Here is a 24,997-nt window from a genome sequence, read left to right on the forward strand (position 1 = left end):
CGAGGGAGGTTTTAGGCAATCATGTCCATATCGGAAGATCAACTCGCCGGATTGGAGGCGGAAGTCGCCGGATTGCTCGGCGTTCTTGAGGAGTTGGAAATTGCTGGTGGCCAAGGCATCCGCCGTTACGCCGATCAAGTCGGGCGCATCAGCTCCACCGCCGGCGCTCTCGGATTTCGAGGCTTAAAGGACATTTGCCTGCTATTCCAGGACGGTCTAAAAAATTCAACCCTTTCAGATCGCGGCTTGAACGACGCCGAACGCGAGCGGTTGGAAGAGTGGCCGACGCTGGTCATGGGTTATTTGATGTCTCCCAGCGACCCGCAAGCCGGTGAAGCATTGCTCGATCACTTGCAAAGCCCGCTCTGGAAAATCTACCTGCCCGCCAATGAAGCCAAAGTGCTACATGGTTTGCTGATGCGAGACGTGCCGGTCATCGAGGCTGAGCCGCTGGCCATCGAACCGACCGAGCCGCCCGCCATCGAAATCCCGGATACGGCGCGGACCGCTGATCGACTCGCCATCATTACGGATGAGTCGCCTGAGGCGCTGGCGACATCTTCAACCGCCATCGCTCACGCACCGAGTCAAGCCACGCCCGCCCTCGAACCGATGGCGCCGCTCACAGCGGAAGCCGTCTCCGTTCACGAAACCGAGCGTCCGGCCATTGCACAGCTTCCAGATCGGGTGGCGTTGCCGGACGCGCTCACCTCGGTGGAAGATGACGCCTCTATTGGGGCGCTATCGCAAACAACCACGGAATCCTCAAGCCCTATAAAGACGGACGCGCTCGATGCTGGCGCCAGCGAAGCCGAGTACTCGACAACGGACACGCCGACGGCATCATCCGACATTGGGTCGGCGGCCCTTGTTGAAACGGCCCTTGACGCGCAAGAAGAACTGGTTTCGCCTCGGGAGCCAGCCAGCAACGCTCTCCTGACATCGGCTCAAACAACCGAATTGGTCGGGCAAGCGATGCCCGATGAGTTACTGGCAAAGTCGGACCACGAAATCGCAGCGGAGCGCGCCGAAGAGACTGCTCTCGGAGCCGAAGCGACTCGTGAGACTTCAGCCGAAGCTGAATCTCAAGAGCAAGTCGCGGACGCTCTCGAACCGCAACCTGAGAAAGCTTTAGTCGCGGAAACTGACGCAGCTCTGGCAGAGGCTTTTGCAGAGCAATCCGAGGCGACTTTTGCAGAGGTACCTGAAGAGGCCCTCGAAGAAACGCTCGAACAGGAATTTGCGGATACGCCTGAAGAGGAACCCGAAGAGGCCCTCGAAGAAACCTTCGAAGCAACCTCCGAACAGGACATTGCGGTAGCCTCCGAGGAAACCCTCGAAGAAGACCTTGAGGAAACCCTCGAAGAAGACACGGTAGCGGAAGCAGACGAAGACGATGAAGCGGCATTTGCGCTGGCTGCGTCGAGAGAGGCCCCCAATGCCGCCCAACAGGAAATGTTGGAAATTATCTGTGCGGAAATCGCTCAGATTCCTGAACTCGCGGAGGATAGCCTAACTGTCGCGGCGGACGCCGCTGGCACACCCGAAAGCCGGGGTGAGGCCCTGTCGGAGTATGCCGAACGATTCGAACTGCTCGCAAACGCTTCGGAATCCATCGGATTGGCCGCCTTACAACGTGTTTGCAGCCACTTGCAGGCCAATCTCAGCGCGTTGTCCGCTCAGGGCAATCCCATCAGCCTCCGGCAAAGGCAGTTGATCGAAACCTGGCCCAACCTGGCGCTCGATTACCTGCGCGCGTTGAACGACCGCGCGGCGTGCGAAAAACTGGTGCGGCATCTCGCCGACAGCCACTGGCCGCAGCCTTTGCAACCGGAGGAAACCGCATCTCTCGTCGATCAGTTGGTCGCACCGAAGCTGATCGCCGAGGAAATGGAGGTGGAAGTTCGCCCGCAGCAGGCCCAACCGGAGGATGTCTCCCTGGAACTGCCGGCCGATGGCAACCAGCAACTATTGGACAGCCTGCTACAGGAGCTCCCGCACCAAGCCGCCGAGTTCTCCACCGCCATCCAACGCTTGGCGGCTGGCGATGGCAACCTCAAGGACGTGGAGGTCGCCCAGCGCATCGCCCACACCTTGAAAGGCGCTGGCAACACCGTCGGCGTGCGCGGCATCGCCACCCTCACCCATCACATCGAAGACATTCTGCAAGCGTTCTCCAAACATGGCGCGCTCCCCAATCGGACCTTGGCCAGCACTCTGCTGAACGCCGCCGACTGTCTGGAAATCATGACCGAATCCTTGCTGGGCGTCAGCGCTCCGCCCGCGCAAGCCCTCGACGTGCTGCAAGAAGTGCTGGATTGGGCGAACCGCATCGACCGGCTCGGTATCCCCACCGGCGACGAAATCTTGCCGCCCGCGGCCGAACGGCTGGCGCCGTCCACCCAACCCGAAGCATCGCAAACCGAGGAGGCGCAACCGGCCGCCCCGGCGACGCCCGAGGCCACGTTGCGAATCCCCGCCCACATGGTCGACGAACTGCTTCGGCTGATGGGCGAGAGCTTCATTCTCACCGGTCAGGTTCAAGAGCGGGTTCGCAAGACGCTCGCCCAAACCAAGGCGATGTTGGCGCAAAACCGCTCGTTGCAGCAGCTCACCACCGAGCTGGAACAACTGATCGACGTTCGCAACGTGTCCTCGCCGCTGTCCAAATCGATGCAGCGCGGCGATTTCGACCCGCTGGAACTGGAGCAATACAACGAGCTGAACACGGTCACCCATCGCTTGCTGGAAACGGCGACCGACAGCCGCGAACTCAACCGGATCATCGAAGACAATCTCGCCACCTTGGATTCTTTGCTGGTCGATCAAAGCCGCCTGCACCGAGACAGCCAGCAAGCGGTTCTGCGCACCCGCATGGTCCCCATCCAGACGGTGGCGCCGCGCTTTCAGCGCAGCGTGCGTCAGACCTGCCGGCTGGTCAACAAGGAAGCGGATTTGGTGATGCGCGGCACCGACACACTGGTCGACAGCAACGTGCTAAACGGCATGATCGACCCTTTGATGCACATTTTGCGCAACGCCGTGGACCACGGCATCGAGCTGTCAGACCAACGAAAACGGCTGGGCAAGCCCGCGGCGGGACGCATAGAACTCAGCTTCCTCCGCGAAGGCAATCACATCGTCATTCGCTGTCAGGATGACGGTGCCGGCTTGAACTTGCCGGCCATCCAGCGCACCGCTAAGGAGCGTGGCTTGCTTGCTTCCGACAAACCGCTCGCGGAAGACGAATTGGTCCGTTTGATTTTGTTGCCGGGGTTTTCCACCCAAAGCCAAACCACGCAAACCTCCGGGCGCGGCATCGGCATGGATGTCGTTTACAGCCGGCTGCTGGAAATGAAAGGCGCGCTGCGCATTCAAACCAAGGAAGGACAGGGTTGTTTGATGGAATTGCGCTTGCCGGTCACCTTGATTTCCACCCACGCTCTGCTGATTCAGGTCCGCAACCAAGTGTATGCGCTCTCCGATCGCGGCATCGAACAGATTCTCTACTACGGCGTCGGCACGATCCAGACCGTCGGCAACACCACCACTTACCGTTTGGGTAACGATATCTACGAACTCACGTCGCTTGGATCGCTGCTCAAACTCCCGCCAGACCGCCGGGAGCGAACGCGGGTCATGCCGCCCGTGATCCTGGTCCGGGAAGACAAAGGCACCATCCGCGCGGTATTGGTGGAAGAAATTGTGGCCAGCCGCGATTTGGTGGTCAAAAATCTGGGCGCCTATATTCCCAGACTCGAAGGCATCGTGGGCGCGACCATCCTGGGCGACGGCAGCGTCGCGCCGGTGTTGGATCTACCGGAACTTTTGCGCACCCAAAACGCGGACTACCGGCTGCCCACGCTTTCTCGAACCGCCGCTCCCGAATCCGGCGGCGTCCAGCGACAGGTAGTGCTGGCGGTCGACGACTCGCTCAGCGCCCGCCGTTCGTTGGCGCAGTTCATTCAGGATGCTGGTTTTGAAGTACGCACGGCGCGCGACGGCTTGGAAGCGATCGAAGCGATCAACCGAAGAAAACCGGACCTGATCCTGGCGGATCTGGAAATGCCGCGCATGAACGGTCTGGAGCTGACCGCGCACCTGCGCGCCAATTCGGCCACTCACCATCTTCCCATTATCATGATCACCTCACGCTCGACCGACAAACATCGGCGCGAGGCTGAAGCGATGGGCGTCAACGCTTACTTGACCAAACCCTTCGTGGAAGACGATCTACTCGACCACATGCATCAATTGCTCTCTCGGACATGAACCGGCCACTACCGACGACGCTCGCCGAGCTTCAAGAAATCCAGTTGCTGAGCCTGGTGACCGTGGACGGTCACCACTGGCTGTTACCGCAAGCGGAAATCCGGCTGCTGGGACCGCTTTTAGATATCGATCAGGAGCTAACCACGCCTTGCAGCATAGGGGCGGTCGGTTTCGAGGGGGAATGGTGGCCCGTCTATTGTCTGTCTGGCGAATTGCGGCCCTTAGCACAATTAACCGCCAACCGCCGAATCTGCCTGCTGTTGAGCAACGGCTCTGACAATTTCGGCCTCGTCTGCGATCAAGTCGAACCGTTGCGAGCAATCGTGCGCTTTGCCCCGCTACCGGCTTGCATGATGCCACCGGACTCTCCCATTCAGGCTATCACTCTCCTTGAAGGCAAAATAGCGTGTGTGACCACCACCGAACATCTGGCCGCTTTCATCGCCGCTCTGGAAGAGGAGCACGACAATGCCACCTGACAATTTGCCCGAAAGCGTGAGCTGGGTGCTGGCGTTGGGTGATTCCTTGCGGGCGGCGGTGAGCGAGCGCGAATTAGTGCACCTGATCGAAGCGCCGATTCTGCTGGAAGTGCCGCGGAGCCCTCCCTATTGCCGGCATGTTGTGGCCTGGAACCATCTGCTGCTGCCGGCGATGGATTTATCCGCGTGGTTGCTGGGGCGTTCTCCGCAAAATTCCCGGCTGCTGGCCGGCGTGTTCGCCTACCAAGCGCGGCGGGGCGCAGACCCTGATTACGGTGTTCTGCTGCTGTCGGATATCCCGACCCGCATCCGGGTAACGGATGACTTGGCGTGTGGCTTGCCGAAAAACCCACCGACTTGGCGCAGCGTGGCTATTTCTTGTTTCAAACAGGATAAGAAAGCGATACCTATTTTAGACTTGCGGCATATTTTCAGCGGTGGACTACTGTAAGCCGCGCGGGCGCTGGTGCCTTCTGGTGGCGCACCGCCCTGTCAGCCTCTATCGCAAATACTTTTTGACGACCTTTTGAAAGGTTTCTTGTTTTACCGGCTTGGTCAAATAGGAATCGCAACCGGCCAAGGCGCCTTTTACCCGATCGAATGGAGAAGATTTACTGGTCAACATAATGACTGGGGTTTTTTTCTTCGTTTTGCCTCTTTTAAGGGATTTGCAGAGCTGATAACCGTCAATCCCTGGTAACACGACATCCAGAAAAATTAAATTGTAGCTTTTGTTATTAATAAAATCAATCGCTTGCTCTCCTGTGGCGGCCGTATCCACCTTAATGCCAAAATAGTTCAACTCCAGCTCGATTTGTTTGCGCACCGGGCTGCTGTCATCGACCACCAAGGCGAGTATCTCATCCTCGGCGCTTTCTTTTGCGCTGTCGTCTTTTGGTGCGGGCTTGGCTGTTTCAGGGACGATCTTCGGGCTGGCGTCCTCTCCGATGATCCGCTTTCGAGGATGCTGTAAATCCTTCTGAACGACTTGGTCCAGAATATTGATGACCCGTGTTGCGACAAAAGGGCGCCGTATGTAATAAAGCCTGGAGTCGGGCGGTGATTCCTTTGTCACCAAAATAGTAGGTATCAGGGGTCGATAGCTTTTGCTCGGTGATTCGGCCGAAGTTTCATCCATTTTGCGCTGACGCCACTCCGCCATCGCCTTCGGATCATCGGCGTCGATCAATAACACATCCCAAGCTTCACCAGGGATAGCGACAGAATAAGAATAATTACGATATTGGGAGAGCTTAAAAATATTCCGCAGCACATTCCGCTCGGCACTCGCGATGCCGATCATGGAAACTACATAGGTTTTTTTCTCCATTTATTCTCCCCTTGGCAAAAGGCGACCGAATTTAGCCCCTCACCCACTTAAGACCTAATGACCGACGCGGCTTTAGCTAAGGCACACGACAAACGTTAAATTTTTGTTACAAATCGTTGACATAACGGAACACGTAAAATCAATGATTACCAACTGTTTGAAACGTATTACTTCAGTTTTATCCAATGCGCCAGCATCAGCAACAAGCGATCCAAAAGCCGTGGCGCCTTTATTTATATAGCATGACTTGGGGCGAGAGAAGCCGCAAGTTTGATTGTCGTTCAAATCATTTTATTCTAACGAAAAATGGTTAATAAGACCCGGATTTCCAAAGGCTCGAAAACCAGCCGCGATCCATGGCCTTGAAACGTCTGGTAAAGCCTTTCGAAAGCGCTTGTGTAGCCGTACCCACCCATTTTGGCCTATCCGAGCAGCGCTCCGGCCGCCACCAAGCCGATACCACCAATGCCACCCCACCCCGCCTATCATCACGCCATGGAAACAGCATCGATATATCTAATATACTGATATATCTAATATATTGAATTATAAATATAATTTAAGATAATCGACAAAAACATTCACTTCCGCAAAAGCCGCCGCCAACCGAGCCGCGCATCGTCCCAAGACGACTACCTTGGGAAATTTACTCAACCCCCCTCAATTAAAAGCCATTTATTTTGGCAAATACAGCAAATACAGCAATATGATAATAATAAGTACACTATAAATAAAAAAAATACTAAATAATGCATTATAATGATACATTATATCGCTTACCGCAGCCCTGTCGCGCGGTGCTTGGGAGTTTCACTGTAGCCATAGCCACGGGCCGCGCGCTCGCGGTAGGATCAGTATTTCCACATGAGTTAACGCCCACCCCAACCGATCTCGAAATGAACGGTCATTCAAAAGTCGCCGGCAAGAAATTCGTTCGAACTTTCCACCTTCTTGCAACAGCTTGAGTTAAAATAGTCTTCAGCTATCAATTAGAGCGTATCAGCCACCAAGCAACGTTGATCGATTTTGGAGAAGGCGATGAAACAACAACCGTTTGACTTAAATGACATCACCCACGAACCCTCCGACGAACAACTTGACGCCCTGATGGAAGCCGTCGCCAGCGAAGCGCGCCGGCACGCCCAAACGATACGCGAACAACTGATGATTCGGCTGAGAGCCGAGATCATGGCGGTCAACCCCCCACGGCCTCAGATATGACCGACGGGGGAAAGCCCCGGCTGATCGTGGTGGCTGGGCCCAACGGCTCTGGCAAAACCTCGATCACCCAGCAACTGTTGATGCATGAATGGATGGATGGCTGTACCTACGTCAACCCTGACTTTATCGCCCGTGACGAGTTCGGTGACTGGAACGCTCCCGACGCTGTCATTCAGGCGGCGCAACGAGCCGCCGTCATTCGCGAAGGCTGCCTGACCGAGAACCGTAGCCTGGCTTTTGAGACCGTCCTGTCCGCCCCGGATAAAATGGACTTCATCCGGCGGGCGCGGGATGCCGGTTTTTTCATCCGGGTGTTCTTCGTCGGCACCGACGACCCCTCGATCAACGCCAAACGGGTTGCCATGCGCGTGATGGAAGGCGGACACGATGTCCCGATTCCCAAGATCATCGGCCGCTATACCAAATCTCTGGCCTATTGTTCGGTGGCGGCTTGGTTGGCTGACCGGACTTATGTGTACGACAATTCCATCGACAATGCCCGGGCCGCGTTATTATTTCGTGCCTCGAAAGGCCGGCTGGTCAAGGTTTACGGCGAGATCAATCCGTGGGCTCGGGAAATCACCCGCAGGCTGCTTCCGGTCCAGACCGACGAGATAGCGTCCTGATGGGTTCCCCGGCACGACGGGTGCTCGCGGCCTTATCAGCCATAAAGAGCCTCATTCCCCCCCGTCACATGCCTTTTTGACCGCCCCGGACTTCGGGTAGCCGGTCGACTGCAACAATGCCTGTTTTGACACTCTCGCCGATGATCGCGACTTCAGAGGATTCCTCGATGCGTTATGTCAGCACCCGAGGCGGCATGGCCCCCACGACCTTTTCGGATATTTTGCTAGGAGGGTTGGCGCCTGATGGCGGCTTGGCCGTTCCGGCTGCCTATCCCGTTCTGAAGGCGGGAGAGCTAGCCGGCTGGCGCGGTCTTTCCTACTCCGAGCTGGCCTTTGCCATCCTGAGTAAATTCATCGACGATATGCCCTCGGTAACGTTGCGCGAGCTGATCGACAAAACCTATACGAGCACCGTTTTTCGCAGCGTTGACATTACACCCGTGACGCCATTGACCGACGGTGTATGGCTGCTCGGCTTGTCCAACGGCCCGACGCTGGCGTTTAAAGACATCGCCATGCAGTTGCTCGGTCATTTATTCGAGCACGCGCTGCTAAAGTCTGGAGGCGCGCTCAATATTCTGGGCGCGACCTCGGGTGATACCGGCTCCAGCGCCGAATACGCCATGCGCGGCAAGCAGGGCATTCGGGTGTTCATGCTGTCTCCTTACCAGAAGATGAGCCGGTTTCAGACCGCTCAGATGTTTTCCCTGCAAGATCCCAACATTTTCAACCTCGCCGTGCGCGGTGTGTTCGACGATTGTCAGGACATCGTCAAAGCGGTCAGCAACGATGCCGCTTTCAAGGCCGACTACGACATCGGCACGGTCAACTCGATCAACTGGGCGCGGGTCGCGGCGCAAATCGTTTATTACTTTAAAGGCTGGCTGGCCGTCACCAACCGAGACGATCAGGAGGTTTCCTTCGCGGTGCCCTCGGGCAATTTCGGCAACATCTGCGCGGGTTACATCGCCAAGTGTATGGGCCTACCCATCCGTCGCTTGATTCTGGCGACCAATGAAAACAACGTGCTCGACGAATTTTTCCGCACCGGCGTCTATCGGGTGCGCAAAACCCATCAGGTGGCGCAGACCAGCAGCCCGTCGATGGATATTTCCAAAGCGTCCAACTTCGAGCGCTTCGTTTACGACGCGGTCGAACGCGATCCTGAACGAATTCGCGACCTATGGCGCCAGATCGACAATCAAGGCTATTTCGATCTGTCCGGCACCGACCATTACCGGAGAGTCCAGGAATCCGGCTTCGTCTCCGGTTGCAGCACCCATCAAGACCGGTTGGATACCATCCGCCGGGTTTATCGGGAATCCGGCCTGATCATCGACACCCATACCGCCGATGGCGTCAAGGTCGGCTGGGACTACCGCGAGCAAGGCATACCGCTCATCTGCTTGGAAACCGCCCTGCCGGCCAAATTCGAGGATTCCATCGTGGAAGCGCTGGGACGTTCGCCGCAGCGGCCCACCGGTTATGAAAACCTGGAAACGCTGCCGCAGCGGTTCGAAGTCATGGATGCGGACGCTCGACTGATCAAGGAGTACCTCATCCGGCAACTCCGTTAAACGGCGGGGCGCTATAGTTGATGGAGCAAGGCTTGCCATAGTCCTATTTCGTTTTGCGACCTCACGAGGAGCACCGCCATGTCCGCAAACGTCATCGACCCCACGCCTTTCGCCTACTCCTATCCTCTGCTGATCAAAAACCTGCTACGGAACCCAGTCCGCCAATTCCCCGACCAAGAAATCGTCTACAGCAATTTCCAGCGCCAACGTTACCGCGATCTCGGCGAGCGGGTCGGACGGCTGGCCAGCGGCCTGGCGCGATTGGGCGTCAAGCCCGGCGCCACCGTAGCGGTGATGGACTGGGACAGCCATCGCTACCTGGAATGTTTCTTCGCGGTGCCGATGATGGGCGCGGTGCTGCACACCGTGAACATCAGGCTATCACCCGAACAGATTCTCTACACCATCAATCACGCCGAAGACGACGTGATTTTGGTCAACACTGAATTCTTGCCGATCCTGGAAGCCATCCGCGACCGGATCGAACCGGTCAAGAAGCTAGTCTTGCTCAACGACACCGAGCAAATACCGGCGACCGCTCTCGATCTCAGCACCGACTATGAAACCCTGCTGGCGAGCGGCGACCCCGCTTATCCCTTCCCGGATTTCTCCGAAGATACCCGCGCCACCACCTTTTACACGACGGGCACCACCGGCTTGCCCAAGGGGGTGTACTTCAGCCACCGCCAGTTGGTGCTGCATACTTTCGGCATACTCGCGGCGCTGATGGGTAACGGGCAGGGTCGCTTCAACCGCGACGACGTGTACTTGCCGCTCACCCCGATGTTTCACGTTCACGCTTGGGGCGTTCCCTACGTCGCGACCACTCTCGGCGTCAAGCAGGTGTATCCAGGCCGCTATGTGCCGGAGCACCTGCTGCGGCTGATCGAGCGAGAAAAAGCGACCTTTTCCCACTGCGTGCCGACTATCCTGCAACTGCTACTGGCCAGCCCGGTCGTGGATGACGTGGATTTGTCGCGCTGGAAGGTCATTATCGGTGGCGCGGCGCTGCCGCAGGCCCTGGCCCGACAGGCGCGAGCGCGGGGCGTGGACGTGTTTACCGCTTACGGCATGTCGGAGACCTGTCCGATCCTGACTTTGGCGCAATTAAAACCGCACATGGCGGATTGGGACGAGGAGCGGCAACTGGACATTCGCTGCAAGACCGGCTTGCCCATTCCCCTGGTCGAGCTGCGGATCGTGGACGAACAAATGAACGATCTACCGCACGATGGCAAGACACCGGGCGAGGTGGTGGTGCGCTCGCCCTGGCTGACCCAAGGCTACCTCAAGGACCCTCAGAATTCCGAACAGCTCTGGCGCGGCGGTTACCTGCATACCGGCGACATCGGCGTCATCGACCAAGAAGGCTATCTCAAGATCACCGACCGCCTGAAAGATGTCATCAAGACCGGTGGAGAATGGCTCTCCTCATTGGAGTTGGAAGATTTAATCCTCAAACATCCAGCAGCGGCCGAAACGGCGGTGATCGGCATTCCCGATGCGACATGGGGGGAGCGACCGCTAGCCTTGGTGGTGCTCAAACGCGCCGGGGCCGAAGCATGCGATGAAACGGCTTTTCGCGACTGGCTCAAGGGGTTCGCCGACAAGGGCGTCATTCCCAAGTGGGCTGTTCCCGACCGCGTGCTATTCGTGGAAGCCCTCCCGAAAACCAGCGTGGGCAAGCTGGACAAGAAAGCCCTGCGAGGGCAGTACCAGCAAACGGCCCAACTCGACCGAGCTGTCGGGGAATCAAATTCAGCTCAAGAGGACTAAGCCTAAGATTCAACCTACCGGAGCGATTGAAGCCTCCTTTAGATGGCACGAACAGAGCAGGAGAATGTAGTAATGACAAAACGACCCAATCCGAGCCTGTTGGTTTTGGCGCTGGCGGCAACCGTCGGTTTACCGGCTTTGGTCAACGCCCAACAAACCGCGAGTCCTCCCCCGGTTCAGCGTGCGGTGGAGCCAGCCACAGCGCCTCGCGCCCCCGCTCAAGCGCAGGACCAGCCAGAGAATGCGTTGTCTTCGGATCGGGCAGCTCCAGCCGCTGCTGAACCCGAGGGCAAGGGCTGGTTGCCACCCGGCGGTTCGGTGCAGGTCAAAACCTCCGATCAGGGAATTCGCTATGCATCGGGCGGCGTCGGCGAGAGCGAGCGCGAGGAACTGCGCGCCATGTCCGATCAATTCAACGTGCGCGTGATGTCCGCCATGCAGAGCGGGGGCGAATACTTGGCGGACGTACAAGTCAAGATTTTGAATTCGCACGGCGCGACGGTTTTGAGCGCTATCTCTAAAGGCCCCTACTTCCTGGCTCAACTGCCGGCCGGCAGCTATACGGTGGAAGCCACGGCACAGGATCAAAGCCAGAAAAAATCAGCGCAAGTTGGCAAAGGCCAAGCCCAGGTGAACTTCTACTGGCGCTGAGTTCAGGGTTTTTCGCCTTTTCATGACCCCCTCTTGCTGGCGACAGGAGGGGGGTTTGAAGGGGTTTTTATCACCCGTCGATCGTTGATTTTACGCCGGACATAAAACCTTGGCGCCAGTCAGAGCCAGCCCTTCAATGGTCAGATATCGGCGTGGCCAGTTTGGAGGATGTAGTTTCACGGCTGGAATGCTGTTCCAATAACTGCTTCGCCTCCTTGGAACCGGTGTGTTTTACGATTTCCGATAAAGAAGGAATTCGCAGGATAGCGCCCTCTTTCATTTGATCCATCCTGGATTTGTAAAATGCCTGCGGATTGGCCAGCAGCAATGCTTTCATCATGACATCTTTACCGATACTCGGATCGGGCCGAACCTTGGTCGCGATACTCCAAAGCCGTTCGTTGGCGGAAACGGGTCCGTAATGCCCTTCACCTTTATCCGATGCTCCGCCAGCGACAGACCTGGCGGTCTCCGCGGCGGGTGCGGCATCGGAAGAAGACTCTTTCAAAATGATCGTGCCGATTGATTCGGCCACTAGTGGCATTTTAATGATGCCCTGTGCTCCCGATAAATAAACGGGTGGACGGAATGCGTTCGACCGCACGCGCTCTTCGAACACCGACAGCAAATTCTCGGCGCGATCCGACGCGGGAAGTAGGAACCGTTCCGTAGTGGGTGTTCCGCCGACAGGTGGGTGGGTTGCCGCCGAGAGCGTTGCCGCTTGCTCGCTCGTGGCGACCGAAACGGTCTTGGCATCGGGCTCGGGCGCTTTCTCAGTCGGAACCGGCTGCGGCTTGGCCCCCACGCCGGAGTACATTCCGCTACCCGTCTCGTTGATTTCGGCAAGCACTGGAGCCTGGGCGATAATCGCTTCAGGGGCGATTTGAGCTGGAATCGTAAACGCTGGAACCCTTAAGACCGACGCCATCACGTCTGAAGTCGCCAGAAATAGAAGCGGTGTTGCTGGCACTGGCTGCAATAGCGGCTGGGCAACTGCTGGCATCACGCCAATCGGATTGACGGTAGCGCTTGCCACGGGGTGCTTCGCTGGCATGGCCATTGTGACCGGGGCGGCAACCTTGAAGGATTCAACACTCGAACCAACCGACGACCGAACCGGCTTCTCATCGGTTTTTGGCTCGGCTACCGCCGCTTTTAACTCAAGCTCGATGGCTTGCGAAGCTACGGTCGCAAAGTCAGGAGCGGGCTGGAGGAACTCAGACAAGCTAGCGAGCGGCGCTGTTTCAACCGGCATCGGCTCCAGTGGTGTTGGAAGCGCCAGCGGAAATGCTTGCGGGCTACCGCCGACTGGAGCGGGCTCGGCTCTATTTAAGCCGCTCCCCAACGATTCAGCCGCTGCTTTGACGGGATCCGCCGCCGTCGCCGTCGCCGTCGCCGTTTTTTCCGCCTCGGCCAGCCGCTTTGCGGCAGCGGACCCGGTAAAATTGGCAATCTCACGCAACGTTGGAAGGCGCAGAACGGAACCCACTTTCAAGCTGCTGATGCCCGCCTTGGAAAAAGCGTTCGGGTTGGCTTTATACAACGCTTGCATCATCTGATAAGGAGTAATTTCGGGATCGGGGCGGACCTTAAGCGCAATTTTCGATAAACCCTCGCCCGCTGCGACAGGCCCGTAAGAATCTCCTGGTTTATACGCTTTGACGGGGATCGGTGCCGGCGAAGCCCCAACCACCGCTGGCGGCGATACAGAGGGCTGAACGAGTTTGGGAACGGTCACCGTCGCCACGGTCGGCGGAGTTGGAACTGGATTGACCGGCGTCGGCATGGGCGCTGGCTCCACGACAGTCGATGGCTCGGATGCAGCAGTACCGGTGATTGCCGTCGGGACTTGCGGCGGAACGGACGCCGGCGCTGGCGTTGAAGTTTCTGGAGTTGGAACGGGCACCGGCCCGACGGTCGCATCCGCAACAACCACCGGGTCTTGCGCTGGAACGGACGCTGGAACCGCTGCCAAAGCCGCTGGAGCAGACGCTGGAGCAGACGCTGGAGCAGACGGTGGAACCGCTGGGACCGGGGCCGGGGCCGGCTCGGTGGATGCGGCAGCGGCCGGCGCTGCATCCAAAACCGTTTTCGTCCGGTCATCGGCCCGCTTGGCCAAACGCTGTACCGGGTCAAGAAATACCGTAAATTCCCGATACGTCTTGCCACGCGGCCAGCCGAATTCCAGCAACAATCCCAGCGAAGGCTCCCGAACCGGCTGGGTCGAAACCACCTTGACGTAAACTTGTCCTTCCGGATTGTATTCAATTGAAAAGACCAGCTTGGCCAGCACAGCGGTCCGTTCGAGGCCGAATTCCTTGAACAGCGGCAATGGAGCCAGTTTCACCGAGATCTTGCTCAAATCCTCGGGTACAAGTTTCGGCAGCGGTATTCTGGCGTCGAACAACTGATTCAAGGCGGAATTGACCTGAATTTCGCCGATTTCCAGCGCCAGAGCGCATGAAGGCCCCAAGACCCATAAAACCAACCAGCAGCGAAACGATTTGTAAGACATGAACGGGTTCTCCTGATCGCGTAGCGGCTTGAAAAGTGCGACAGTTTCCGTCGATATCAGCGCGCTTCAGCAGCCATATTCTAGAATGACAGGTCAAGCCGCCGACAGTCTATTGCTGGCCGCGGCTGTAATTTGCGACACCACCAGACGACCATCATGTCCGAAAATGCGGGATTGCCACCACCTGTAATAACCTCGCCAGCTCCCGATTCCGGCGCGGATGCCGCGCTCCAGCTGTTGGGCCTGCTGCGGGAATTGCTGTTTGAAATTCGTCAATCATCGGAGCGGACCGCGCTAACGCTCGATTTAGACAGCCATTTTGATCGCGATTTGAGTTTGGACAGTCTGTCGCGCACCGAACTGCTGCGTCGGATCGAAGGCGCGTTTAAAGTGACCGCAAGCGAGCCGATGCTGTTGGCCGACACACCGCGCGCGCTGCTGAATCTGATCCGGCAAGCCAAAGGGCAACCTGTTCCGCCGGCCGATCAGGAAGCCGAACTCAGACTGCCGGCCGCTGGCTCGATCACCGCCGGCGAGGACCCCGCCAGACTCGGGACGCCAGACCGCGCGACGACGCTGGTCGAGATGCTGGAATGGCACGTTCAGCGCCATCCCGAGCGAATAGCCATTCACATCATCGGCAACGAAGAACGGATCGACACCACCTTCACGTATGCCAGCCTGCATCAGGGGGCAAGCGCGGTGGCGGCCGGGCTGCGCGAGCGCGGGTTGCAACCGCTTCAGACCGTCGCCATCATGCTGCCCACCAGCGGCGACTACTTTCTGAGCTTTTTCGGCATCCTGCTGGCCGGCGGCGTACCGGTCCCGATCTACCCACCGGTGCGGCCCTCGCAGATCGAAGAACACTTGCGCCGCCATGCCCGACTGTTGGATAACGCCCAGACCGTAGCGCTGATCACCGTACCCGAAGCCAAACTGGTGGCGCGGCTCCTGCAAACCCAGGTTGAATCGCTGCGCCATGTCGTCATGACGGCGGAACTCCAGCAGTCCGCCTTTACCTGGACGCCCGGCCACATCCGCGACCGCGATCTCGCCTTTCTGCAGTACACCTCCGGCAGCACCGGCAACCCCAAAGGCGTCATGCTCACTCATGCTAACCTGCTGGCCAACTTGCGCGCCATGGGCCAGCGAATAGCAGTCAATTCCAGCGATGTCTTTGTCAGTTGGTTGCCACTTTATCACGACATGGGATTGATCGGCGCCTGTTTGGGCGGGCTGTATCACGCTTTCCCCTTGGTGGTGATGTCACCGCTTAGCTTTCTGGCTCGACCGGCGGCCTGGCTGCGGGCGATTCACCGCTATCGCGGCACTCTTTCAGCCGCGCCCAATTTCGCTTACGAACTTTGCGCGCGGGCGATTCAAACCGACGAAATCAAAGGCCTGGACCTCAGTTCGCTGCGGATGCTCTGCAACGGCGCCGAGCCGGTCATTCCGGCGACGGTGGAGCGGTTCATCGCCCGGTTTGGTCCCTACGGCTTGCGGCCGGACGCGATGGCGCCAGTCTACGGCTTGGCGGAGTGCTCGGTCGGGCTGGCCTTGCAACCACCGAGACGGGCGCCGGTCTTCGATGCCGTGCAGCGCGATGTTTTCGTCGCCAACGGTTCGGCGCGACCGGCCCGTGCCGACGATCCGACCGCTCTCCGCTTTCCCGCTTGCGGCCAGCCGCTACCAAACCATCAAATTCGCATCGTCGACGAGCGCGGTCGTGAATTACCGGAGCGACGCGAGGGTCGCTTGCAATTCCAGGGACCGTCGGCGACCACCGGTTATTACCGTAACCCCGAAGCGACTCGCAAACTTTTCCCGCACGACGACGGCTGGTTGGATTCCGGGGATCGGGCGTATCTTGCCGGGGGCGATGTCTACCTGACCGGCCGGGTCAAGGATTTGATCATTCGCGGCGGCCGAAATCTGTATCCCTACGAGCTGGAGCAGGCCATCGGAGAAATTCCTGGAATCCGCAAGGGCTGCGTGGCTGTTTTTGCCAGCGGCGACCCGACGACCGGCAGCGAACGGCTGGTGGTGGTGGCCGAGACCCGCGCCGATCAACCCGAAGTCTTGGCCGATCTGCGCCAGCATATTCAAAGCACCAGCATGGATCTGCTGGGAGTGCCTCCCGACGATGTCAGGCTAGTAAATCCCCATTCGGTATTGAAAACCTCCAGCGGCAAAATCCGCCGGAGCGCGGTGCGGGATTTATACGAGCGCCAAGCGCTGGGGCGCGGCGCTCGGGCTTTGTGGTGGCAACTGACCAGGATCGCTCTTGCCAGCGGCCACGCGCAAGCGGGCCGGCTGTGGCGCGGTATGCTGGAGCGTTCTTACGCCGCTTATGTTTGGCTGCTGTTCGGGCTCCTGGCGCCGGGCACCTGGCTGGGAATCATGGCGCTGCCAAAACCGCAATGGCGTTGGAGGCTGGGACGTTTAGCGGTTTGGCTCCTGGGGAAACTAACTGGAACCGCGCTGGCGGTACGCGGCTTGGAACACCTGCCGGCGGGCCCCTGCGTGCTGGTGGCCAACCATTCCAGCTATCTGGATGCTTACGTGCTGATGGTGGCGATTCCACGCCATTTTCATTACGTCGCCAAGCGCGAATTGCTGGACAACGCTTGGATCGGCAAACCGCTGCAACGGATCGGCACGCTGTTTGTCGAGCGTTTCGACCCGCAACGCAGCGCGACCGAGGCGGGCCAAATCATCGAAGCGGCCCGGTCCGGCAAGTCCCTGGGTTTCTTCCCGGAAGGGACCTTCACTCGAATGCCGGGCCTGCTCGCTTTCCGCATGGGGGCGTTCGTAGCAGCCGCGCAAGCCGGCACGCCGGTGGTGCCCACTATCATCCGCGGAACCCGCTCGATGCTGCGCGCCGGCTCCTGGTTTCCGCGCTGGGGACGCTTGGAAGTGATTCTCGAAGCCCCGATTCAGCCAGATGGTGACGATTGGTCAGCGGCGGTACGGCTCAAGGATGCGGCGCGAGCCGTCATTTTGCGCCGTTGCGAGGAACCCGACTTAAACGAACCCTACGAGCACCCGTCGAGCCTCTGACGATAAATCCGGGGCCGCTCATAAGCTGCGCCCCAGGCAAGCAACAACGGCGGCGGCTCACGTCTTCGGTAAAGCGAGCGCAAAGTTCGCGTTTATCCCTCTTTCCCTCTCTAGCACCCCTACCTCGCCCCCGGCGTGCCCGGTCGACCTAAGCCATAATTTTAATTATGTAATTTATTATTATCATTTATCCGATTATCTTTTCTATTATTATAGAATGTATAAAATACACTCTATTGACTTTAAATCCGCTATATTGTACTTTATTTTTTAAATTATTTAACTGACGGATAGTTTTTGCGGATCGTCTAAACTTTCAATAGAACACGTTGAGAATGGGGAAAAATATGAAACTGTTTAATTTACCGAAAGATAAGAAAACGCCATTCGACATGGGTCTTGCGCTGCGCAGCGGGCTGTGTGGGTTGTTGCTGGCCGTTGCGGGTGGCGCTCACGCGCAAGAGGCCGGAGTGACTGCGACCGCGATTCGGGTGGGTGCGGTCATGGACTTGAGCGGCGAGTCCAAAATGCGCGGTCAAACCGTAAAAGCCGGCATCGAGGCCGCCCTCAAAAACGAGAAAATTCAGGGACGCGCGATCGAACTGGTCGTACTGGATGACGCTTTCAACCCCAAAGCCGCCGTTGAAGCGACCAAACAGTTGCTGGGTCAGGGAATCTTCGCCATGCTGGGCAACACGGGCGGACCCTCGATCAAAGCCGAATTGCCGATCTTGGTGGAAAATAAAATTCCCGCCGTCGGCTTTCCCATCGGCGTTGATTACTTGCGTCCCGGCACTGGCGATATCATCAATTTTCGGGCCAGCTTTGCCCAAGAAGCCCTGCTCGTACTCGAAAACGCGCTGGCGACTGGGATAAAGCCGCAAGAAATTTGCGCCTACTTACCCAACGACGCCGGCGGAACCACCAATCTTGCCATTCTGAAAAACGCGCTCGCGAAACAGCCCAACATGGAGAGCACGGTCGCGAAACTGGAACAAATCATCGCCATGCCTGGCGAGGAAAACAATCGCAACGGGATCGGTCCGGTCGGCTTCTTTACCCGACATACCCAAATGCAAGCGCGCCCAGGTTATGAGTCTTTAAAGCAATGGGAAAAAACCGCGAACACTAAATGCCGGCTGGTCATGACCGTCGGAGGCACCAATTCTCCCTTGAGCAGCTTCATCGGTTACTCGCGCTACAAGGGTGAAAATTGGCAGATCAGCGTCACCTCACAAATCGAGGTTAATGCGTTCAAGGAGGATTTAAGAAAGAATCAAGTCATTGATAATGTCATCCTGACTCAAGTCGTTCCGACTTTGGATTCGCCCTTGCCCATCGTCGAGGACGCGCGTAAGGCTTTGGGAGAACGGTTCGACAGTTCGTCGCTGGAAGGCTACATGGCCGGTAAGATGTTTCTGACGATCCTGGGCAACATCAAAGGCGAAATCACCCGCGCCAACTTCCTCAGCGCCGCTCGCGGCCAGACGTTCGATCTCGGCGGCTTGCCGCTGGACTTCAGCAACGACAATCAAGGCTCCGATTTCGTGCAGCTTTTTGCCCTGGAAAGCGGCGCCTTCAAGCCCAAGGCCACCAAGCAACCTCAAAAGTTGCTGACTGGCAAGAACCTCACGGCTCGTTGATCAAGCAGGTTATCGGTCGAGCAAACCGGCGCTCTTGTAAAGCGCCGGTTCGAGCGTTTGCGCCACAAAGCGCGTGGCGCCGCCAGTGACTTGAACAGGCCGTCCGCCGCCTTGTCCTTAGGCGGTCGAAGGATCGGAACGCTCCACGCCCGCTCGCTGGAGGATTTGATTATCCGACCTTCCCCACCCAGGGATGGTAGTGAAAATAAACTAACAGCAAACCTCCGAACACGATCCGATACCAAGCAAACGGTGCGAAACTGTGTTGGCCGACATACGCGATCAGGAAACGCACCACCGCCAGCCCGCCTAAAAAAGCCGCCACGAAACCGATTGCGAAGATCGGCACATCGGAAACGGTCAGGCTACTCCACTCCTTGAGCAGACTATAACCCGTCGCGGCGAACATGGTCGGAATCGCCAGAAAAAATGAAAATTCGGTGGCGGCGAACCGCGACATGCCGCCCAACATCCCGCCCATGATGGTCGCTCCCGAGCGCGATACGCCCGGAAACAGCGCCACGCTTTGCGCGATGCCGACCCCCAGCGCATCCCGCCACGTCATTTCCGTAACGCTCTGAATGCGCCCCATGCGCGCGTATCGCTCGATCAACAAAATCGCGATGCCCCCCACTACCAGCGCCCCCGCCACGGTCACCGGATTGAATAGATAATGGGTGATGTGCTTGTGCAACAGGAACCCCAGGATCGCCGCTGGCACGAAGGCGATCAGCAAATTCCAGACCAGCCGTCGCGCTTGGGGATCGGTACCAAAATTCAGCAGCGTATCCCGCACTCGCTGCCGGTAAATCCAGACCACGGCCAAGATAGCGCCGAGTTGGATGAAAATTTCAAAGGTCTCGGCGCGCGGTCCGGTGAAATTCAGAAAATCTCCAACGATAATCAAGTGGCCGGTACTGGAAATCGGCAGAAATTCCGAGGCTGCCTCGACCAGCCCCAAAATCAGCGCCTTCATCAGCAATAAGATATCCAAGATCACTCCTTAGTCATTCCTGCGATCGGGGGTGCGAACAACAGCCGGCGATTTTAGCAAGGCCCGGCTAGCCTCACCATGCCGCCGCAGCCGCAAACCGGCTCTTTCTTATTGAACGCCTTGAACTTTTACAAATTTTCAGCGATCAAACTACTTGATCGTCCCACCACGATGGAGGCATTGCATCTTATGCGGCTGGCCTTACTGTATGCCGTTGCCGTGCTGCTCGCGCTCGCATCCGTGAGCGCGCAAGCCCAGCAGGTTTACAAATGGACCGATGCCAGCGGCCGGGTCCATTACGGTGCAAAAAAACCGGATGAAGCAACTGAAGCGCTGACCCTCGACATTGCCCCTACCTCCGCCACCCCAATCTCGGCCACGCCGACCGATCCCGCAGCCGAGGTTGCTCGGATCAAAGCGTTGTCGGAACAAATGGCCAGCGAGCGGCAAGCGGCCGAACAGGCGCGCCAAGCACAAGCCATCCGTAACTTGGAGCAGGAAAAGCAACAGCTACAAAAGGATCTTCTGCAACTACAACTACAACAGGAACAACAGCGGAAGGACGGCAGCGACAACCTGATCGTGGGGTACCCACCCCCCTATTCCTACCCGCCCTCTCATCCGCCGTATCCGCCGTATCCGCGGTATCCGCCCAGTCCGTACCCACCACCCTGTACGCCTTGGCCGGATTGTCATAAACCGCTGCCGCCGCCACGACCCACGCAACCACCCAGCCCCTTGGCCAAGCCCAACCCGCCTTTCCATCCGAAATCAATCGGTATCGACGCAGAGTCGCGGGGCGCATTTCCGGGGCGATGAAACTTGGGCTCAGCGAGCGGCCAGCGCGTGAAGGGCGCTTTAGCGAGTCAGTTCCGGCTCGAACCATGCCAGTCGCGACCGCAAGTTCACCACCTCCCCGACGATCAGCAAGGCCGGCGAGCGGACCTTGGCGCCTTGCAGCGCGGCCGACAAGGTGGCGAGCGTCGCGCAATAAACCCGCTGCCGCGGCGTGGTCCCCTGTTCCACCAAAGCGACCGGCATGGCGTCGGCCACTCCATACTCCCGTAATTTCATGCAGATGTGATGGACGCTCTTGAGGCCCATGTAAAACACCACCGTCTGTCGGGGTTGCGCCAGCGCCGGCCAGTTTAGATCCAGCGTCCCGTCCTTGAGATGGCCGGTGACGAACACGCAGGACTGGGCGTAATCGCGATGGGTCAGCGGAATCCCCGCGTAAGCCGCGCAACCGGCGGCGGCGGTCACGCCTGGCACCACCTGAAAGGGGATGCCCGCCGCCATCAGGGTTTCGATCTCCTCGCCGCCACGTCCGAAAATGAACGGATCGCCCCCCTTGAGCCGCAAAACTCGTTTGCCCCGCAGGGCTAACTCTACCAGCAATCGATTGATTTCGTTCTGCGGCAGCGTGTGATGCTCCGGCTCCTTGCCGACGAAAATCCGTTCGACATGCGATCCCAGCAGTTCCAGGATCGCGGCGCTGATCAGTCGATCATAAACCGCGACATCGGCGTGCTGCATCAGCCGCACGGCCTTCACGGTCAGCAATTCTGGATCGCCGGGCCCCGCCCCCACCAGGAACACTTCGCCACGGGAAGGCTGGATTTGGGAGAAACGTATTTGTTGGCTCATGGTAGTGCTTATTGTTGGTTTTCAATGATGGGGTCTTGAAGCCCGCCCGCAATCTCTGCCGAGCCGTCAAGGACTGACGCCTGAATCAGCCAGTCGATCAGAGCTGTCGCAGCCGGCCGGCTTGAATCCCCACCAGCGCCCGCTCCAGCCGCTGCCAAGCCGATTCAGGTCCCGGCAACCCGAAGCGCAAGCTCGGCGGATCGGCGAAGCACCGGACCAAAATACCCTGCCGCGCCAAGGCATCTTGCCAGAAATCGGCCTGCGCCACCGGCGCCCATTGAAATAAAGCCGTCCCACCGGCCACCGCCAAACCGTGCTCTTCAAGCAGATGCGCCAGCCGCTGGCTGGCTTTCGCGAGCTGGATTCTAGCCTCCCCTTGCCAGCACCGGTCACCCAAGGCGCGACTCGCCAGCCAGCGGCTGGCATTCGCCAGCGGCCAAGGGCCTAATTGATCCGCCAGTCGCGCCAATAAAGCCGGCTCCGCCAGTACGAAACCGACCCGCGCCCCAGCGAGCCCGAAGAACTTGCCCAGCGACCGCAGCACGATCAAACCCGGCAAACCGGCCTGATTCGCCAAACTTTCCGCGGGAGTAGCATCCATGAACGCCTCATCCACCACCAGCCAGCCGCCGCGCGCCGCCAGCCGTTTTCGCCATCCGAGCAACACCTCGGACGAATAGCGCACACCGGTTGGATTATTCGGATTGACCACCACCACCACGTTCAAGCGATCCAGGGCTCGATCCAGCTCATCCGCCGCCACCGGCTCCACCCGATGGCCGGCCCGTCGCCAGGCATGGACATGTTCCGCATAAGTCGGACTCGCCACGCCAACCGAGCTGAGGGCGCGCAACAGCGGCAAGCGCTGGATCGCCGCTTGCGAACCGGCCACCGCTAACACATTTGCGGTTTGGTAATAGGCCGCCGCCATATTTTCCAAGCCGTCTTCCGCTTCCGGGAGTCGCTGCCATACCGTCGCCGGGATCGTCGGGACCGGCCAACCGCGCGGATTGATCCCGGTGGACACATCCAGCCAGTCGGGCAACGCAATACCGTAACGCGAGGCCGCCGCGCGCACCCCGCCACCGTGCTCAAGCAACCAGCAGCCCTCCAGCCAGAATAGCCGCCAGCCACAATAGCAGCGCCCGCCGCATCAGCGCCACCGCTCGCCCGATATCGCCAGCGCGCGGCGCGAGCCCCTCACCCAACGCCGGACGCGCGGACCATTCGCCGCAGTAGCGCGCTTGGCCGCCCAACGCCAAACCCAGCGCGCCCGCGCCCGCCGCCATCACTGGACCGGCGTTAGGGCTTTTCCAGCGCGGCGCCTGCTCGCGCCAGCACCGCCACGCCAGCGCCGGCTTCGCTCCGACCGCCACGTAACTCAAGGCGGTCAACCGCGCCGGCACCCAGTTCAGCAGATCGTCCAACCGGGCCGCCGCCCAGCCGAAATCCCGATAGCGCGGCGTCTTATAACCCCACATCGCATCAAGGGTATTGGCCAAGCGGTATAAAACCACGCCCGACCCCCACGCCAGCACGAACCAGAACAGCGCGCCGAACACTGCGTCACACCCGTTTTCCAACACCGACTCCACCGTGGCACGGCTGATTTGCTCCTCATCGAGACCGTCGACATCGCGACTGACGATCTTGCCGACCCGCTCGCGCGCCAGCGGCAAATCACCCGCTTGCAGGGCCGCCGCCACCGCCTCGGCGTGTTCGGCCAGACTACGCGCGCCGAGGGCCAAATACAGCAGACCCAGCGCCACCACCGAACCCAACGCTGGCACGGCTGTCAACAGGCACGCCGCCAGCGCGAACGGAACCAGCAAGACAACCACCGCGCCGATGCCGCGACCGCGCCGGAAACCGCCGTTTAGGGCAGGCGGCCCGTAACAGAGCGCCTCCACCCGCCGCGCCAGCCAGCCGAATCCCACCAGCGGATGCCAGCGACGCGGCTCGCCCTGCCAATAATCCAGCCATACCGCGCCGATACAGAGCAACGCGACCGACATAAAAACCCTTCTGCTTGTTGGAGAACAACTTGGGAACGGGGACTATCCTTCGATTCTGTCAGGCCATTCAAGACGGCCCCCTCATCCGTTGGCGAGGGAAAAAGGATAGGTCTTCGACGGCGGCGTAGTGTAGCCAAAATCCAGGCGGCTCGGCGAAAGGCGGCCGATCACTCACGCCTCACGCATCGATCACCGCTTGGTTACGTCCCTGGTGCTTGGCGCGATAAAGCGCCGCGTCGGCCCTGGCAAACCAAGCGTCCGGCCCTTCTGTCGGCCGCAACAACGCGCCGCCTATCGACACGGTTAGCGTTTTGCTCTTATAGGACAACTCTTTTTCCACCTGGCAGCAAATATTGTTAGCCATCGCGTTCAAAGCATCGGGATGGGTTGAATAAACCAACAGGACAAACTCTTCGCCGCCGAAACGAAAAAATCGGTCGGTTTTGCGCACCGAACGCTCGACCAAGTGCGCCAAACGGACCAACATTTCATCGCCGACATCATGCCCCCAGGTATCGTTGACCTGCTTGAAGTAGTCGATATCAATGACCAGCAATCCATAAATCGTCTGTTCCCGCGTAAAGGCCTGGTGGGCGCGCAGCAATTCTTGTTGAAAGGTGCGCCGGTTGAAAGCACCGGTCAGAGTATCTCGCGACGCCAGATTTTCCAGTTGCCGGCGCTGTAGTTCGGATCGATAGGCGAAAATATAGGTATAACAACAGACCAGCAAGGCGGTCGCGGCAAAGCTGGCCCCCATCAACCAACTGAGGAAGGCGCTCCCTTCAACCAGCAGCACCGCCAGATAAATGACCGAGACGATGATGACATGATGGCGATGCACCAGAAAAAAATTGGCGACAAACATCGGATACATCCAGGGCAGGGCAAGATGTCCCGCCAAATGCACGGCCATGATGCCCAGGAGAAAATCGAAGTACATAACAAACAGGCAAGAGCGGCGAGTATCTCCAGTCAGCCAAGCGTAAAGCACGGTCACCAGAATAGCCGCCATCAAGGCGCCTTCCATGGCGGCGATCACCCAGTCGGCTCGAGCCAAGCGATAAACGAAGAAGGGGGTTATAACCAGCAGCGCCACCGATCCCATCCAAGACAGCACCGCCAACTGAAAATCCTGGCGTAACCGATAGCGAATTTCACTCGGCCGCATGATGTTGGTATTGCATGAGTTCA

18 protein-coding genes are annotated in these 24,997 nt (G+C 58.7%); 11 read left to right on the top strand and 7 right to left on the bottom strand.

What is annotated here, in order from left to right; all coding sequences use genetic code 11:
- The first annotated feature begins 21 nt into the window (after nt 1-21).
- Genes IPK09_05910 through IPK09_05920 form a run of 3 tightly spaced genes read left to right on the top strand, consistent with a single transcriptional unit; the run spans nt 22 to nt 5,202 of the window.
- The gene (locus tag IPK09_05910; GenBank protein ID MBK7983150.1) at nt 22-4,272 is read left to right on the top strand and encodes a response regulator; all 4,251 of its coding nucleotides are present in this window, start codon (nt 22-24) and stop codon (nt 4,270-4,272) included.
- Nucleotides 4,269-4,751 carry a chemotaxis protein CheW gene (locus IPK09_05915; GenBank protein MBK7983151.1) on the top strand — a complete coding sequence of 161 codons (483 nt, stop codon included), beginning with the start codon at nt 4,269-4,271 and terminating at the stop codon, nt 4,749-4,751. The genes IPK09_05910 and IPK09_05915 overlap by 4 nt, the downstream gene beginning before the upstream one ends.
- The gene (locus IPK09_05920; protein ID MBK7983152.1) at nt 4,741-5,202 is read left to right on the top strand and encodes a hypothetical protein; all 462 of its coding nucleotides are present in this window, start codon (nt 4,741-4,743) and stop codon (nt 5,200-5,202) included. The genes IPK09_05915 and IPK09_05920 overlap by 11 nt, the downstream gene beginning before the upstream one ends.
- Before the next feature lie 48 nt (nt 5,203-5,250).
- Here IPK09_05920 and IPK09_05925 read toward each other — a convergent pair whose 3' ends face one another.
- A complete protein-coding gene (locus IPK09_05925) occupies nt 5,251-6,081 on the bottom strand; it encodes a response regulator (protein ID MBK7983153.1) in 831 nt (276 codons plus the stop codon).
- A gap of 1,038 nt (nt 6,082-7,119) precedes the next feature.
- Here IPK09_05925 and IPK09_05930 point away from each other — a divergent pair.
- From IPK09_05930 to IPK09_05950, 5 genes are all read left to right on the top strand, one after another.
- Complete coding sequence (locus tag IPK09_05930; protein ID MBK7983154.1) at nt 7,120-7,302, top strand: hypothetical protein; 183 nt, start codon at nt 7,120-7,122, stop codon at nt 7,300-7,302.
- Nucleotides 7,299-7,928: a zeta toxin family protein gene (locus tag IPK09_05935; GenBank protein MBK7983155.1), complete on the top strand. Its 630-nt coding sequence runs from the start codon at nt 7,299-7,301 to the stop codon at nt 7,926-7,928. Before IPK09_05930 ends, IPK09_05935 begins: the two co-directional genes overlap by 4 nt.
- Nucleotides 7,929-8,095: 167 nt before the next feature.
- A complete protein-coding gene (locus tag IPK09_05940) occupies nt 8,096-9,505 on the top strand; it encodes a threonine synthase (protein MBK7983156.1) in 1,410 nt (469 codons plus the stop codon).
- Between the two features lie 78 nt (nt 9,506-9,583).
- Nucleotides 9,584-11,281, top strand: coding sequence for a fatty acid--CoA ligase (locus IPK09_05945; protein MBK7983157.1), 1,698 nt, complete (start codon nt 9,584-9,586; stop codon nt 11,279-11,281).
- A gap of 72 nt (nt 11,282-11,353) precedes the next feature.
- Nucleotides 11,354-11,932: a carboxypeptidase regulatory-like domain-containing protein gene (locus IPK09_05950; protein MBK7983158.1), complete on the top strand. Its 579-nt coding sequence runs from the start codon at nt 11,354-11,356 to the stop codon at nt 11,930-11,932.
- Between the two features lie 133 nt (nt 11,933-12,065).
- Here IPK09_05950 and IPK09_05955 read toward each other — a convergent pair whose 3' ends face one another.
- On the bottom strand, nt 12,066-14,348 hold the full coding sequence (locus tag IPK09_05955; GenBank protein MBK7983159.1) for a hypothetical protein: 2,283 nt from the start codon (nt 14,346-14,348) through the stop codon (nt 12,066-12,068).
- Between the two features lie 255 nt (nt 14,349-14,603).
- Between IPK09_05955 and IPK09_05960 the strand changes: the two genes are divergently transcribed.
- On the top strand, nt 14,604-17,507 hold the full coding sequence (locus IPK09_05960; protein ID MBK7983160.1) for an AMP-binding protein: 2,904 nt from the start codon (nt 14,604-14,606) through the stop codon (nt 17,505-17,507).
- Between the two features lie 347 nt (nt 17,508-17,854).
- Entirely contained in the window at nt 17,855-19,150 is a 1,296-nt protein-coding gene (locus IPK09_05965; GenBank protein ID MBK7983161.1) for an ABC transporter substrate-binding protein, read from the top strand.
- A 169-nt stretch (nt 19,151-19,319) separates the two neighbouring features.
- On the opposite strand, the gene IPK09_05970 is transcribed toward IPK09_05965, so the two are convergent.
- Nucleotides 19,320-20,144: an undecaprenyl-diphosphate phosphatase gene (locus tag IPK09_05970; protein MBK7983162.1), complete on the bottom strand. Its 825-nt coding sequence runs from the start codon at nt 20,142-20,144 to the stop codon at nt 19,320-19,322.
- A 189-nt stretch (nt 20,145-20,333) separates the two neighbouring features.
- Between IPK09_05970 and IPK09_05975 the strand changes: the two genes are divergently transcribed.
- Nucleotides 20,334-20,963 (top strand): DUF4124 domain-containing protein, encoded by a 630-nt coding sequence (locus IPK09_05975; protein MBK7983163.1) that lies wholly within the window; start codon nt 20,334-20,336, stop codon nt 20,961-20,963.
- A gap of 39 nt (nt 20,964-21,002) precedes the next feature.
- Here the strand turns inward: IPK09_05975 and cobA are convergent, their stop codons facing one another.
- The 4 genes from cobA to IPK09_05995 all read right to left on the bottom strand — a co-directional run bounded on the left by cobA (nt 21,003) and on the right by IPK09_05995 (nt 24,974).
- On the bottom strand, nt 21,003-21,791 hold the full coding sequence (gene cobA, locus IPK09_05980; protein MBK7983164.1) for a uroporphyrinogen-III C-methyltransferase: 789 nt from the start codon (nt 21,789-21,791) through the stop codon (nt 21,003-21,005).
- Nucleotides 21,792-21,888: 97 nt separating this feature from the next.
- The gene (locus IPK09_05985; GenBank protein MBK7983165.1) at nt 21,889-22,890 is read right to left on the bottom strand and encodes a threonine-phosphate decarboxylase; all 1,002 of its coding nucleotides are present in this window, start codon (nt 22,888-22,890) and stop codon (nt 21,889-21,891) included.
- Entirely contained in the window at nt 22,883-23,806 is a 924-nt protein-coding gene (locus IPK09_05990; GenBank protein ID MBK7983166.1) for a cobalamin biosynthesis protein, read from the bottom strand. The genes IPK09_05985 and IPK09_05990 overlap by 8 nt, the downstream gene beginning before the upstream one ends.
- Before the next feature lie 178 nt (nt 23,807-23,984).
- The gene (locus IPK09_05995) at nt 23,985-24,974 is read right to left on the bottom strand and encodes a GGDEF domain-containing protein (protein MBK7983167.1); all 990 of its coding nucleotides are present in this window, start codon (nt 24,972-24,974) and stop codon (nt 23,985-23,987) included.
- Nucleotides 24,975-24,997: the final 23 nt, after the last annotated feature.

Source organism: Candidatus Competibacteraceae bacterium, from assembly GCA_016713505.1.
Classification (GTDB): Bacteria; Pseudomonadota; Gammaproteobacteria; order Competibacterales; family Competibacteraceae; genus Competibacter_A.

What these genes read in the sequence shown, in the direction of transcription:
- IPK09_05910 (MBK7983150.1), top strand. Translation starts at nt 22, where the DNA reads ATGTCCATATCGGAAGATCAACTCGCCGGATTGGAGGCGGAAGTCGCC.
- IPK09_05915 (MBK7983151.1), top strand. Translation starts at nt 4,269, where the DNA reads ATGAACCGGCCACTACCGACGACGCTCGCCGAGCTTCAAGAAATCCAG.
- IPK09_05920 (MBK7983152.1), top strand. Translation starts at nt 4,741, where the DNA reads ATGCCACCTGACAATTTGCCCGAAAGCGTGAGCTGGGTGCTGGCGTTG.
- IPK09_05925 (MBK7983153.1), bottom strand. Translation starts at nt 6,081, where the DNA reads ATGGAGAAAAAAACCTATGTAGTTTCCATGATCGGCATCGCGAGTGCC.
- IPK09_05930 (MBK7983154.1), top strand. Translation starts at nt 7,120, where the DNA reads ATGAAACAACAACCGTTTGACTTAAATGACATCACCCACGAACCCTCC.
- IPK09_05935 (MBK7983155.1), top strand. Translation starts at nt 7,299, where the DNA reads ATGACCGACGGGGGAAAGCCCCGGCTGATCGTGGTGGCTGGGCCCAAC.
- IPK09_05940 (MBK7983156.1), top strand. Translation starts at nt 8,096, where the DNA reads ATGCGTTATGTCAGCACCCGAGGCGGCATGGCCCCCACGACCTTTTCG.
- IPK09_05945 (MBK7983157.1), top strand. Translation starts at nt 9,584, where the DNA reads ATGTCCGCAAACGTCATCGACCCCACGCCTTTCGCCTACTCCTATCCT.
- IPK09_05950 (MBK7983158.1), top strand. Translation starts at nt 11,354, where the DNA reads ATGACAAAACGACCCAATCCGAGCCTGTTGGTTTTGGCGCTGGCGGCA.
- IPK09_05960 (MBK7983160.1), top strand. Translation starts at nt 14,604, where the DNA reads ATGTCCGAAAATGCGGGATTGCCACCACCTGTAATAACCTCGCCAGCT.
- IPK09_05965 (MBK7983161.1), top strand. Translation starts at nt 17,855, where the DNA reads ATGAAACTGTTTAATTTACCGAAAGATAAGAAAACGCCATTCGACATG.
- IPK09_05975 (MBK7983163.1), top strand. Translation starts at nt 20,334, where the DNA reads ATGCGGCTGGCCTTACTGTATGCCGTTGCCGTGCTGCTCGCGCTCGCA.
- cobA (MBK7983164.1), bottom strand. Translation starts at nt 21,791, where the DNA reads ATGAGCCAACAAATACGTTTCTCCCAAATCCAGCCTTCCCGTGGCGAA.
- IPK09_05990 (MBK7983166.1), bottom strand. Translation starts at nt 23,806, where the DNA reads ATGTCGGTCGCGTTGCTCTGTATCGGCGCGGTATGGCTGGATTATTGG.
- IPK09_05995 (MBK7983167.1), bottom strand. Translation starts at nt 24,974, where the DNA reads ATGCGGCCGAGTGAAATTCGCTATCGGTTACGCCAGGATTTTCAGTTG.